Raw genomic sequence first — 13,261 nt, 5'->3', positions numbered from 1 at the left:
CGGCTCGTTTACAGCGTTCCGTAGGAATGGAGCCCCGACAGGAACATGTTCACGCCTAGGAAAGCGAAGGTGGTCACCAGCAGGCCCACCAAGGCCCACCATGAAGCCACCACGCCACGCAAGCCCTTCATCAGGCGCATGTGCAGCCAGGCGGCGTAGTTGAGCCAGACGATCAGGGCCCAGGTCTCCTTGGGGTCCCAGCTCCAGTAGCCGCCCCAGGCCTCGGCGGCCCAGAAGGCGCCCAGGATGGTGGCAATCGTGAAGAAGGCAAAGCCCAGCGCGATGGCCTTGTACATCAGGTCATCCAGCACGGCCAGCGAGGGCAGGCGTGCCGTCAGCTTGCCGCGCAGTGCCACACAGACGCTCAGGAAGATGAAGACGCCGCCCATCTTGCGCGCCCAGCCTTCCAGGCCGGATGCGATCTCGGGCGTTGTCGTCATGCCGAAACGGAAGGCCAGCAAGATGGCCACCAGCACGCCAGGTACGCCGATCAGGCCGATGACCAGCGCACGCGGCGTGGCAGTCTTCAGCAGATAGGCCAGGGCCACCATGGCGGCCATCGCAAAGGTGCCGTAGCCGACGAAGTTGGCCGGCACGTGGATCTTCATCCACCAGCTCTGCAGCGCCGGCACCAGCGGCTGGATCTCGTGGGCGCCGCGCGCCACCGTGTACCAGAGCAGGAAGGCCACCGAGGCGCTGACCACCAGCATCACCCACGCACCCAGGGCACGCGTCTTGAAGCGCTGCTCGTAGTAAAGGTACATCAGCGTGGTCATCCAGGCGAACATCACGAACACTTCGTACAGGTTGCTGACCGGGATGTGGCCGATATCAGGCGCGATCTGGTGGCTCTCGTACCAGCGCACCATGGTGCCGACCAGGGCCATGAAAACAGCGCCCCAGGCCAGCCGCGTGCCGATGTGCTCGGCCACGCTGTCGTTGCCGACTTCGCGCTTGCTGAAGAAACCGCCCCAGTAGAACAGCGTGCTCATGAAGAACAGCAGGCTCATCCACAGGATGGCGCTCTGGCTGGACAGGGCGTACTTGAGCAGGAAAACATTGTCAGCGGCGGCCAGGTCAGCGCCGAAGCCATCGGTCTGGCGCAGATACAACTGGATCGCCAGCAGGCTGGCGGCGCCGACCAGCACCGACAGCAGTCGCAGCGGTCGCCAGAACCAGCCAAGCGCGATCAGCGAGGGCACGGAGCAGGCCAGGATGCCTTTTTCGTAGACGTCCATCGACGCGCTGTAGCGCGAGAACGCATAGCCTGCTCCCACCACGAGCAGCAGGGCGAACAGCCAATCGCCTGCCGTGCGTGTGGCCAGAAGGCCACGCCGGCCCAGGCTGATGCTTGGCGTCACAGTGTTGGTGGCAGCGTTCATGTCTTGTCGTCCTTCAGTACAGCCTTCTTCAGGCTCTCGAATTCGCTATCGGTGTCCAGCGAGTTGCGGGTGCTGGACAGTGCCATGCGCAGGCGCGTGCCATTCTGGACTGGCTCCAGCCAGATCCACAAGCGCCGCTCCTTGATGTAGAGCATCGCGAACACCCCGATGATCAGCAGTACCGCGCCCAAATAGACCATCTTCTGTCCCGGCGCCCGGGCGACCTGGAACACGCTGGCCTGGATCTGCTTGAAGTCCGCCAGCTGCAGCAGCACCGGTGCCGGATAGAACATGCTGTCGGAAAGTGCCAGCACGGCCTGTGTCATGAAGGCCTGGGTCGAGGCGCTGGGCTCCGGCGCAGGCTGGCCGGCTTGCTGGCGGGTCATCTTGTAGAGCTCAAACAGGCCGCCATTGAGGATGCGCAGCAGCACCTCGGAGACGCGGGCACGTTCGGCCTCGGGCACTTCGCTGTCGATGAACTGTGAGAGTGCTGGCAAGCCGCCGATCTCGCCGGTCGAGCCGGGCTTGACGCCTTCGGCGCCAGCAAACAGGCCCAAGGCACGCAGGGCCGTGGCCTTCAGCTGGGGGCGCATCTCGGGTTTGTCTTCCGGGGCTGCCAGGGCGGCATAGCGCTCGGCGGCGCGCTCTCGCATGCTGGCATCGCCCAGCGCCTGGCGCAGATGCACCCAGCCCTGAATCTCGCCCTGCTCGTCCACCGGGATGCGCAGGTAGCGGTAGGACTCGGTCGGGGTGTCGCGCACGCCGGCCAGGAACACGCGCTGGCCGTCCAGCTCCACCGGCACCATGTAGTTGTTGTACTCGCGGGCCTGGCCGCTGGCATCGCGCAGCTTGTAGCTCACCGAGGGGCCGACGTTCTGCAGCTTCTTGTCGGCGGGGGGCTTGCCACCGCTGCCCAGGTGCTTGTCGAGAGAGGCGACCAGATCCACCTTGCGCACGTCGGTGCCGGTCTCCGTCTTGCTCATGTTCTCGACGTTGATGATGCGCAGGCCGCTGAACTCGAGGGTCAGCTTCTCGTCGCCATTGCTCAGCGAGGTCGAGCCGCCGACGATGCCTTCGATGTCGAAGGCCGGCGCGCGCGCCTTGAGCGGCAATGCAGTCAGCTTCAGCTGTGACCCGCCATCGTCAAAGCTGCTCTGGTAGATCGCCACGCCACGATGGAAAGCCGGCTCGTTGACCTTCACCAGGGCCTGGCTCACTGCACCGGTTTCATGATCGCGGATCGAGATCTCGCTGGCGAACAGCTTGGGCATGCCGGTGTCGTAGTACTCGACGATGAACTTCTTCAGCTCGACGTCGAAGGGCAGGTCCTGCAGCACCACGCCGTCCGGCATGGACAGGATGGCGGTGGCGGCACGACCACCCTCGGGCACCATCAGGTTGCCGCGGAAGCTGGGGTTGTCCGGGCCGAGGCGATGGTCGGCCTTCACCTCGCTGACGAGGCCGCCGCCCTGGTAGATGCTCTTGTCCTGAGCCCACATCAGCGCCCGCACGATCAGGTCGCCGTCAAACAGGCCGCCCAGGCAGATCAGCACGATGGATGAGTGCGCGGCCAGATAGCCGATCTTGTTGGCCGCGCCCTTACGTGCCGCAATCATGGTGCCGCGCTCGCGCACCTGGGCACGCGCCTTCCAGCCTTCGTTGTCCAGCAGTGCCGAGATCTGGCTCATCGCCTGTTCGGGCGGCAGGTTCAGGTGTCCCAGGGCCTTGTGCGGGAAGGCCTGCAGCGAGCTCTCGCGCACATGCTCCTTGTAGCTCTTCAGGTCAGCAATGATCTTGGGCGTATTGCGGGCGATGCAGAGGCTGGTGGACAGCACCAGGAAGGCCAGGATCAGCAGGAACCACCAGGCGCTGTAGACAGTGAAGATGTCCAGCTTGCCCAGCACTTCAGCCCAGAAGGGGCCGAATTGGTTCACATAGTTGTTTAGCGGTTCGCGTTGCTTGACCACCGTGCCGATGACGGAGGCGATGCAAATCACGGTCAGCAGCGAGATCGCGAAGCGCATCGACGCAAGCAACTCGTACAGCTCACGCCAGGCACTGGTGCGGCGCGGCGCCTCCGGCGCCGGGCTGGTAGGCGATGGCGATGGCGCATCTTGCGTCAGGACGGACTCGGACATGGTGGCGGATTGTGGCTTCGGGCCGTCAATGGGGTGCGGCATGGAAAAATGGCCGGAGCAGAGCACCGGCCATTCAGCTTGTCTTCAGAGTCAAGGCGGTGGTATCCGGGTCATGGCCCGGCCGCCCATGATCAGCGCAGGCCGGCGATGTAGTCGGAAACGGCCTTGATCTCGCGATCATTCATCTTGGCGGCAATGGCCACCATGGACGCGTTGTTGGCACGTGCGCCGCTGCGGAAGGTATTCAGCTGCAGTTCGGTGTAGTCGCTGTGCTGGCCGGCGAGACGGGGATACTGGGCTGGCATGCCGGCACCGTTCGGGCTGTGGCAAGCTGCGCAGGCCGGGATGGCTCGGTCGGAAATGCCGCCGCGGTAGATCTTCTCGCCGAGAGCAACCAGGGTCTTGTCCTTGGCAAAGCCAGGCTTGGCGGTCTTGGACGCGTAGAAGGCGGCGACGTTCTTCATGTCTTCCGGCGTCAGCGCTGCGACCATGCCGCTCATCACGGCGTTCTTGCGCTTGCCTTCCTTGAATTCGGTCAGTTGCTTGAACAGGTAGTCAGCATGCTGGCCGGCCAGGATCGGGTTGGCGGGGCTGCCGCGCGAGCCATCGGCGGTGTGGCAGGCCACACACATTTGCGTGGCGATCGCCTGGCCCTTGACCAGATCGGCCTTGGCCGGGGCCTGGGTTCCAGCGGCGCCGGCTGTGGCAGCGAACAAAAGGCCCGTCAACAGGAATGCGGCAGTCTTCATGGGATTTATGGGTTCGGTAAGCGCAACTCGGGGATTTTACAATGGCAATTCCTCCAGCCCGGTAGCTTCATGACCAACTCCACTCCGAATACGTCGCCAATCCAGGCGTCCGAGACGCCTGCACCCATGGAGGCACCCTCGGACAAGACGGTGTTGGCATGGACCCACACCGCACGTTTCCTGACCACCGCCAGCCAGTTGGTGCACCTGCCTGTGACCGAATTGCCCGAGATCGCCTTCGTCGGCCGGTCCAACGCCGGCAAGTCCACGGCCATCAACACGCTGGCCCAGCAGAAGCGTCTGGCCTTCGCGTCGAAGACGCCAGGCCGCACCCAGCACATCAACCTGTTCGAGCTGGGCCCGAAGGACGCGGCCGACGCCTTGTTCGCCGATCTGCCAGGCTACGGCTATGCGGCGGTGGCGCGCTCGGCCAAGCTGCGTTGGCAGAAGGTGATGGCCGACTATCTGGAGCTGCGCCGCAGCCTCTCGGGCGTGGTGCTGATGGTCGATTCGCGTCTGGGCCTGACCGATCTTGACAAGCAGTTGCTCGATTTCGTCGCTGCTCGCGTGGCCAATGGCTCGGTGCGCCTGCTGGTGTTGCTGACCAAGGCAGACAAGCTCAACCGCAAGGAAGCCAATGCGGCGCTGGCGACCTGCCAGGAGTTCCTGGGCGAGTTGGCAACCGAAGAGGCGGACATTTCCGTCACGCTGTTCTCAGCCCTGAAGAAGCAGGGCGTGGCCGACGTCGCACACATCCTGCACGACTGGGTGCACAGCGCACCGCCGGCGCCGCAGATGGGGGAAATTCCGCCCCCCGAGCCGTCGCCGGCGTGACAGGGTGGCGCAGCCCTGCGCCGCCATACTCGGCCCCCGCATGCTGGAGGGCTGATGATGATCGAGACACTCAAGCTGGCGCTGCCGCATGGCATCAGCCTGTCCTGCCGCGCCAGCGGCCCGGCCGATGCGCCGCGCTTGCTGCTGCTGCATGGCTTTCCGGAAGGCGCCTTCATCTGGGATGAGCTGCTGCAGACCCTGGGCCGGCGCTGGCGCTGCATCGCACCTGATTTGCGCGGCTACGGCGAGAGTAGCGCGCCGGCCGAGGTTTCGGCCTACCGCGCCAAGCATCTGGTGGCCGATCTGGTGGCGCTGATCGAGCAGACCGGCACCGGGCCGCTGGACGCGCTGATCGCACACGACTGGGGCGGCGCGGTGGCCTGGAACCTGGCGGTACAGCGGCCCGAGCTGATGCAGCGCCTGGTCATCATCAACTCGCCACACCCCGGCACTTTCTTGCACGCCTTGCAGCACGACGCGGCGCAGCAGGCGGCCAGCGAGTACATGAACTTCTTCTGCCGCCCCGACGCCGAGGCGCTGCTGGCCGCGAACGACTATGCGCGCCTGTGGCCCTTCTTCAACGGGCCTGACGGCAGTGCACCGTGGCTGGATGAGGCATTGCGCCAGCGCTACCGCGCGCAGTGGGCGCATGGCCTGACAGGCCCGCTGAACTACTACCGGGCATCGCCGATGCGGCCTGCCACCTCTGCCGATCCGGCCGCTGCGGCGCTGAGCTTCGCGCCGGAATTCGTCACCGTGACGCTGCCTACGCTGGTGATCTGGGGCGAGCAAGACCATGCCTTGCTGCCTGTGCTGCTGGACGGTCTGGAGCGTTTTGTGCCGCAGCTTCGATTGGCGCGCGTGTCCGACGCCGGGCACTGGATCGTGCATCAGCAGCCGTCGCGTGTGGCCAGCCTCATCGAGGGCTTCGTCAGGGCCGGCCTATGAACAGATAGAGCGCGGTGCCGCCGCGCGGCGCATGGCCCAGGCCAAGGTACAGCGGTCCTAGGCCGGTATCGGCGCCGACGAAGACGCTGCTGGCCCCGCGCAGGTCGGACAGCGAAGCGGCCTGGCGGCGATTCCAGGCATTGCCGGCTTCCAGCGAGGCGCCCAGCACGAAGCTGCGTGTCAGCAGCGGCGCGTCGCGCAGTCGCATGTAATAGGTAGCGCGGCCGAACAGCAGCGTGTTGCCATTGAGCTGGCCCGCTTGGTAGCCCGAAAGCTGCTGGAAGCCGCCCAGCGTGTACGGGCCCTGGGCCGAGGTCTCGGGCTGCTTGGCATGCAGCGCCCGCATATTTAAGCTCAGTGTGTGTGCGCCCCAACTCTTGACGCCAGTGGCTTGCAACTCCATCCGATTGAAGTCCGCTCGGCGGGTGGCGGGTCCGGACTGGTGGCCGCCCAGCGCGTCGAACACAAGGCGGTAGCCGCTTTGCGGGAAGTTGGCGTAGTCGAGCTGGTCAATCACGGCCTTCAATCGCAGGCCGGTCTCACGCCAGGTCTGGCTGGCGATGCCCTGGGGCAGTTCGGCCGAGAGCAGCTCAGGTGTGACGCGCCAGCCCTGATGCACCAGGCCCAGGCGCAACTCGCCGAAGTTGCCCCAGGGCTGGCCCAGGTCGAGGCCGATGGTGCTGCCGGAACGTCCGAAGCGCGCAATGTTGCGGCCCTCGCCGGCCTGGTCGTAGAGGTTGATCCGGCGCCGGTCCAGCTCACCCCAGGCGGACAGGAACCAGTCCGCCGACTGGCCGATCTTCAGGGTCAGCGGCTGGTAGATCTCGCTGTACAGGCGCGGCGTCTGGCCAATGGTCAGCTGGTTGCGCCACTCGGTGCCGCTTGGGGTCAGCCAGTGGCGGTTGTGGCTGACACGCAGGTTGAAGGCACTGTCGCCGGAAAAGTCGGTGCTCAGGTCCAGCCCGATGCGGAAGTAGTTGGGCCCCCAGGGCTTGTCCTCCGTCGTGAATACCAGCGTGTCGCCGCTGCTGCGCTGTTCCACGTGGTAGTCGACGCGCACATAGTCGCCGGACGAGGCCAGCAGCCGCATGTCGCGCTCGGCCCGTTCGGGGCTGAAAGGCTCGCCTGATCTTGAGGCCAGCTGGGCCGTGAGACGTTCAGGGTGTGTCTGTTCGCTGCCCTCGATCACGACCGCGGCCAGGCGCGGCGCCTGCCGGTTGGGATTGCGGCGTGCCAGTTGCCAGCGCGCGTAGTCCTCGGCGGGAACGGCGAAAGCACGCAGCCGCGGCAGCAAGGCTTCGGCGGCGCGCTCGCCGGCTGCAATGAACTCGCTGCTGCGGTCGAAGTCAGCCGACGAGAGCCGGCCCAGTTCGGGTGAGATCAGCACGTCCTGTTCCCACAGGCTGGCCAGGCTGCGCTGAACGTTCTGCTCGGTCAGGATGTTGATCATCTGCGCCGTCAGTCCGACCAGGGAGGACAGGCTGTCGCGTCCGGCCAGCGGCGTGCCGACGTTGACGGCCACCAGCACTTCGGCGCCCAGGCTGCGTGCCACGTCGACCGGCAGGTTGTTGACCAGGCCACCATCGCCGAGGATGCGACCCTGCCGTTCGATCGGCGCGAAGACACCGGGCACGCTCATGCTGGAACGCATGGCCAGCGCGAGATCACCTTGGTCGATGACGACCTGGCCACCGCTTTCCATGTCGGTGGACACGGCGCGAAAGGGGGTGGGCAGGGCATCGAAGCGTTCGATCTGGCTCACTGGCAGGGTGAAGCGGCGCAGCAGCAGCTCCAGGCCGCGGCTGGACAGGGTGCTCTGCGGCGCCAGGATCTGACCGTTGCGCATGCCCAGCTCGACGGCTGGCGAGAACTCGAAATCCTCTTCCTTGCGGCGCTGCGACAACAGCTGCCGATCAACCCGCCTGTTGAACACCTGGGACCAGGACAGGTCCGCCAGCTCCCGCTCCAGCTCGGTCGCAGAAAGGCCGCTCGCGTGCAGGCCGCCGATGATGGCGCCCATGGAGGTACCGGCAATCATGTCGACCGGGATGCGCTCCCGCTCCAGCACCTTGAGTACACCGATATGGGCCAGGCCGCGCGCGCCGCCACCCGACAGCACCAAGCCGAGCTTGGGGCGCGCTTGCGGCGTTTCGCTGGCCTTGTCGGCACGCGGGTTGGCCAGCACTGCAGGCGTCAGCGCTGCAAGCCACAGCAGGCCCAGCAGGGCGTGCCAGGGGCGATCAGGGCCCTTCATCGAGGGTGTGCATCAGTTGTTCGATCGCGCGCTGCACCAGGCTTTGCTCGTCGATGTGGGCGATCAGTCCGTTGGCCAGCAGCTGCTCGATGGCGCCGCGGGTGAGCGTGTGCTGCTGGGCGCTGTCCTGGCCGACGAAATGGAACATCTGTTCGTTCTCGCTGATCCAGGTGATCTGCGCGGTGATCCATTCGCTTTGCACGAACATGTGATGCCAGGTGCCAAGTTGCAGCTGCTCCATCCAGCTGTCGATCGCGTCGCGTCGCGTCTCGGTCGGCAGCGGCAGTGGCACCGTGGGCAGCACACCGCGGTCGATCCGCGTCTGGAAGAAGGCGCTGGGCAGCTGGGACTCGCGTTCCGCGAGCATGCGCCGCGTCAGCTCCGCAGGACTGAGTTCGCGTGCTGCGGCGGCCAACTGCTCGGGGGCCGGCTTCGGGGTCGCAGGCCCCAGCAGCAAGCGTCCGTGCACCTGCATTAGGTCGTCGAGCAGCAATCTACGTTTGTCCGACGCCAGACCGACAGCCTCCATGCCGCGTTCGAGCTGCTGCACCAGGCCCGGCAGCATGCGACGCAGCCGTTCTCGTTCTGCGCTGTTGGCGGGGGGGTGCAGGCTGGTGAGCAAGGCGTCGACCAGTTCGATATGGGATTGCGCGGCAGCTGACTCGCGGCCGTTCTGCACCATGGCTTCGACGATCACGTCCACCCAGACGCTGCGCAGGAAGGCACGCAGCACCGGGCTGACCTCGGCCGTGCCTGTGGCTTCGGCCAACTGGTCGGTGATCTGCTCCTTGATCAGCCGCTGCCATTGCTCGCGCATCTGCTGCCGTTCGAGCACGGCCAGCGCCTCGGTGTTGGGCGCATTGCGCTGGCTGGCTGCCTGGGCGATGAAGTCGCGTACCGAGAGCTGTGCTTTCTGGAACAGGGCGGCGCTCAACTGCGGCTGAGAGACCAACTGCTCGATCTGTTCATCGAGGAAGCCCAGGAACACCTGCAGCTGGGCATCGTCAGCCCTGTCGAAGCCCATGCCATGGGCAGCAACGCGGTTCAGCAGCAGCCAGGTCGGATGGTCCTGGCGGCGCAGCAGGCTGAGGTCCACCATGGCCAGCCGCGACACCGCCACCTGCAGTCTGGCCAGACGGGCTTTCACTGGCGCAGGCAGATGCGGGTCGGCCAGGATCTGGTCGTACAAGCGGCTCAGCAGGTCCTTGCCTGGCGCCAGGCTGGCCGGCCCGAGCAGGGGTGCCGGCTCGGTGTTGAGGGGCTGCGGCCTCGAGTTGACAGCATCCACCCGGCGCGACAAGCCGTCCAGCGTGGCGGGCTCGGTGAACTTGAACAGGCCAACTTCCGTGCTCGACTTGGCGCGCCGCATCTGCTGCAGGTTGTCGGCGTGGCGCGCGGCATGGCTGGAAACGAGGTGGCTCAGCTCCGCCTGGCGCAGCTGCTCGCACAGGTTGGCATAGAGCATGTTGACGCTCTGGGCCAGCGGTGCAGCGGCGACCTGGACGAGGGCGTAGGCAGACTGCGCGTCGAGCGGGATGGTCTCCAGCACTTTGTAGAAGCCGTGGGCGAACAACTCGGCACGCAAGGGGTTCTCGTTCTTGCGCGGCCTCGCGATACCGCGCAGCGCGGCGAAGAAGTTGCCCAGCTGATGTAGCTCGGCGCGGCTCTGATCCTCGATGGCCTGGGCCGCGTGGGCGATGGCCACGTCACGCAAGGCCTGCGTTTCGTCGACCAGGCTGAGTGAGGTCATGCCCTGGGAGCTTCCCAGGTGCAAGGGGTCGCGACCCTGACCAGCGGCTTGCAGCATCGGGCTGAGTGTGGCTTCCAGTGCCTCGGTCAGGCGTCCACTCTGGCGCTGCCAGGTTTCGAACAGGGGGTAATGCTGCGGGCGACGCCGCAGTTCGCCCAGCGTGTCGTCGACGATGCGTCGCGCCAGCGTGGGCAGCAGGATCAGGGCGTCGTCGACAAGAGATTGCAGCGAAGGGGCGGAGGCCATGTTCAGTTGGGGCGGAGCCCCGGCGAAAGAATGCGGGGGATTATGGAATGCCGGCCCCATGAAAAAAGGGGCCGCCTCGCGGCGACCCCTTCATTGAGCAAAATACTGCTCGGACTGGACTTACATGTCCATGCCCATGCCGCCCATGCCGCCCATGCCGCCAGGCATGCCGCCGCCGGCTGCTTCTTCCTTCGGCGATTCAGCGACCATGCACTCGGTCGTCAGCATCAGCGAGGAGACCGAAGCAGCGTTCTGCAGCGCGGTGCGGGTCACCTTGGTCGGGTCCAGGATACCCATTTCGATCATGTCGCCATAGGTGTCGTTGGCGGCATTGAAGCCGTAGTTGCCCTTGCCGGCCAGCACGGCGTTCACGACGACGGAGGCTTCGCCACCAGCGTTGTAGACGATCTCGCGCAGCGGGGCTTCGATGGCCTTCAGCACCAGCTTGATGCCGGCGTCCTGGTCAGCGTTGTCACCCTTGATGACGCCAGCAGCTTGCTTGGCGCGCAGCAGGGCCACGCCACCACCGGCCACGATGCCTTCTTCAACGGCTGCGCGCGTGGCGTGCAGCGCGTCTTCGACGCGGGCCTTCTTTTCCTTCATTTCGACTTCGGTGGCGGCGCCAACCTTGATCACGGCAACACCGCCGGCCAGCTTGGCCACGCGCTCTTGCAGCTTCTCGCGGTCGTAGTCGCTGGTGGCTTCCTCGATCTGGATGCGCACTTGCTTGACGCGGGCTTCGATGTCGGCAGCGGCACCGTTGCCATCGATGATGGTGGTGTTTTCCTTGCCCACTTCGACGCGCTTGGCCTGGCCCAGGTCAGCCAGCGTGACCTTCTCCAGCGTCAGGCCGACTTCCTCGGCGATGACCTTGCCGCCGGTCAGGATGGCGATGTCTTCCAGCATGGCCTTGCGACGGTCGCCGAAGCCCGGAGCCTTGACGGCCACGACCTTCAGGATGCCGCGGATGGTGTTGACCACCAGGGTTGCCAGGGCTTCGCCTTCGACTTCCTCAGCGATGATCAGCAGCGGCCGGCCGGCCTTGGCCACTTGTTCCAGCGTGGGCAACAGGTCGCGGATGTTCGAGATCTTCTTGTCGAACAGCAGGACAAAGGGGTTGTCCAGGATGGCCGACTGCTTCTCGGGGTTGTTGATGAAGTAGGGCGACAGGTAGCCGCGGTCGAACTGCATGCCTTCGACGACATCCAGCTCGTTGTTCAGGCTCTTGCCGTCTTCGACGGTGATCACGCCTTCCTTGCCGACCTTGTCCATCGCCTCGGCGATGATGCCGCCGACGTCGGAGTCGCTGTTGGCCGAGATCGTGCCGACTTGAGCGATTTCCTTCGAGGTGGTCGTGGCCTTGGATGCCTTCTTCAACTCGGCGACCAGTGCGGTGACCGCCTTGTCGATGCCGCGCTTCAGGTCCATCGGGTTCATGCCGGCGGCCACGTACTTCATGCCTTCGCGCACGATGGCCTGGGCCAGCACGGTGGCGGTGGTGGTGCCGTCGCCGGCGTTGTCAGAAGTCTTGGAAGCAACTTCCTTGACCATCTGAGCGCCCATGTTCTGCAGCTTGTCCTTCAGCTCGATTTCCTTGGCCACGGACACGCCGTCCTTGGTCACGGTGGGGGCGCCGAAAGAGCGCTCGAGCACCACATTGCGGCCCTTGGGGCCCAGGGTCACCTTGACCGCGTTGGCCAGGATGTTCACGCCTTCAACCATGCGGGCACGTGCCTCGCCGCCAAAGATCACGTCTTTTGCTGCCATGTGTATTTCTCCGAATTCTTAAGTGAGGTCAGATGTGTTGCGGGTTGCGGAAGATTTACTTCTCGACAACGGCAAACAGATCTTCTTCGCGCATGACGAGCAGCTCGTCGCCATCAACCTTGACGGTCTGGCCCGAATACTTGCCGAACAGCACGCGGTCACCGACCTTGACGTTCAGTGCGATCAGGTCGCCCTTGTCGTTGCGCTTGCCAGCGCCGACGGCCAGCACTTCGCCCTGATCCGGCTTCTCGGCGGCGGCGTCAGGGATGACGATGCCCGAAGCGGTCTTGGTTTCTTGTTCCAGGCGCTTAACGATCACGCGATCGTGCAGAGGACGCAGTTTCATCACTTCTCCTTGAGATTTCTCGGTGCTTGAAGCCAGGATGCCCGGTGAACCGGACCTCCGTTCAGATGCGAATACCCAACGGGCTGGGAGCCCGGAGAGTCATTAGCACTCTATTCCGGTGAGTGCTAGTAGAACGATTATATGGGTGTCTGTCTGGCTTTCAAGGGGCAGGCCTTGCTCGTTGTCGGTTCTCACTCAGTTTTGAATTTTTTTCATTTAGTTTTGAACTCCCCAGGCCTAGCGGGGATGATTGAGACGCATTGCAGAACGAAGACACGGGCACTTGGATGTGCGGGGAGTCCCCGGATGCCCCCTCTAGAGCACGAGCTTCTCGTCACCTTGTGTGACGATGCGGCCGAAGGGGGGGGGCTGCGCTACTTCTACTGCGTGACTACGTATGGCTGCGATCGGTTGTGAGACGAAGCGGCGAGGAGGCCCCCGCCACTTTAGGCTGATGGGAGTCACTCGCTGGTCAGCGCCTGAGCGGCTGCAGACACGAATACCGGTCATTGAGCACCGCTGACCTTGATCGGCAGCTTCACCTCCAGCACCGGTCGTTCAATTGCGGCACTTGCGCCGTGCCGGCACAAACGACTGCTTTCACGCGTTGCTAAAGCCGCATCACGAGCCATCGGATCAGGCTCGCTCAATCGTTGTGTAAGGCAGGTTCGTGCCCAGAGCCGAAGTTCACCGAACCTCAGTACCAGGCTGAAAGCGGACTTAGGGATGGTCTGCATAAACCCCGGGGAAATCAGCTACCGGACGACCTGAGCGGCTGAGATGATTGAGACCATGAAGCAGACGAGTCTTGGACTGGGGCAATCGAGCAAGCGCACGCGGCGACGCG

10 protein-coding genes are annotated in these 13,261 nt (G+C 64.8%); 2 read left to right on the top strand and 8 right to left on the bottom strand.

Annotated features, from left to right (window positions below; all coding sequences use genetic code 11):
- Positions 1-8: 8 nt before the first annotated feature.
- The 3 genes from ccsB to ACIQ67_RS08755 form a co-directional block, all read right to left on the bottom strand.
- Positions 9-1,382, bottom strand: a complete 1,374-nt coding sequence (gene ccsB / locus ACIQ67_RS08765) for a c-type cytochrome biogenesis protein CcsB (RefSeq protein ID WP_397533985.1) — start codon at positions 1,380-1,382, stop codon at positions 9-11.
- Positions 1,379-3,520, bottom strand: a complete 2,142-nt coding sequence (locus tag ACIQ67_RS08760; RefSeq protein WP_397533984.1) for a cytochrome c biogenesis protein ResB — start codon at positions 3,518-3,520, stop codon at positions 1,379-1,381. Before ACIQ67_RS08760 ends, ccsB begins: the two co-directional genes overlap by 4 nt.
- 131 nt (positions 3,521-3,651) lie before the next feature.
- A complete protein-coding gene (locus ACIQ67_RS08755) occupies positions 3,652-4,269 on the bottom strand; it encodes a c-type cytochrome (protein WP_397533983.1) in 618 nt (205 codons plus the stop codon).
- A gap of 126 nt (positions 4,270-4,395) precedes the next feature.
- Between ACIQ67_RS08755 and yihA the strand changes: the two genes are divergently transcribed.
- Positions 4,396-5,103: a ribosome biogenesis GTP-binding protein YihA/YsxC gene (gene yihA / locus ACIQ67_RS08750; RefSeq protein ID WP_397533982.1), complete on the top strand. Its 708-nt coding sequence runs from the start codon at positions 4,396-4,398 to the stop codon at positions 5,101-5,103.
- 57 nt (positions 5,104-5,160) lie between these two features.
- Positions 5,161-6,051 (top strand): alpha/beta fold hydrolase, encoded by an 891-nt coding sequence (locus ACIQ67_RS08745; protein WP_397533981.1) that lies wholly within the window; start codon positions 5,161-5,163, stop codon positions 6,049-6,051.
- Here ACIQ67_RS08745 and ACIQ67_RS08740 read toward each other — a convergent pair.
- From ACIQ67_RS08740 to ACIQ67_RS08720, 5 genes are all read right to left on the bottom strand, one after another.
- Complete coding sequence (locus ACIQ67_RS08740; RefSeq protein ID WP_397533980.1) at positions 6,035-8,305, bottom strand: patatin-like phospholipase family protein; 2,271 nt, start codon at positions 8,303-8,305, stop codon at positions 6,035-6,037. The genes ACIQ67_RS08745 and ACIQ67_RS08740 overlap by 17 nt on opposite strands.
- On the bottom strand, positions 8,292-10,301 hold the full coding sequence (locus ACIQ67_RS08735; protein ID WP_397533979.1) for a DUF1631 family protein: 2,010 nt from the start codon (positions 10,299-10,301) through the stop codon (positions 8,292-8,294). Before ACIQ67_RS08735 ends, ACIQ67_RS08740 begins: the two co-directional genes overlap by 14 nt.
- 120 nt (positions 10,302-10,421) lie before the next feature.
- A complete protein-coding gene (gene groL / locus ACIQ67_RS08730) occupies positions 10,422-12,068 on the bottom strand; it encodes a chaperonin GroEL (RefSeq protein WP_397533978.1) in 1,647 nt (548 codons plus the stop codon).
- Between the two features lie 55 nt (positions 12,069-12,123).
- Positions 12,124-12,414 carry a co-chaperone GroES gene (gene groES, locus ACIQ67_RS08725; RefSeq protein ID WP_102768033.1) on the bottom strand — a complete coding sequence of 97 codons (291 nt, stop codon included), beginning with the start codon at positions 12,412-12,414 and terminating at the stop codon, positions 12,124-12,126.
- A gap of 506 nt (positions 12,415-12,920) precedes the next feature.
- Positions 12,921-13,064, bottom strand: a complete 144-nt coding sequence (locus tag ACIQ67_RS08720; RefSeq protein WP_397533977.1) for a hypothetical protein — start codon at positions 13,062-13,064, stop codon at positions 12,921-12,923.
- Positions 13,065-13,261: the final 197 nt, after the last annotated feature.

It is taken from the genome of Roseateles sp. (genome assembly GCF_044373315.1).
Classification (GTDB): Bacteria; Pseudomonadota; Gammaproteobacteria; order Burkholderiales; family Burkholderiaceae_C; genus JACDQM01.
Note: the sequence above shows the minus strand (reverse complement) of the source record. Positions and strands in the feature narration are given on the sequence as shown.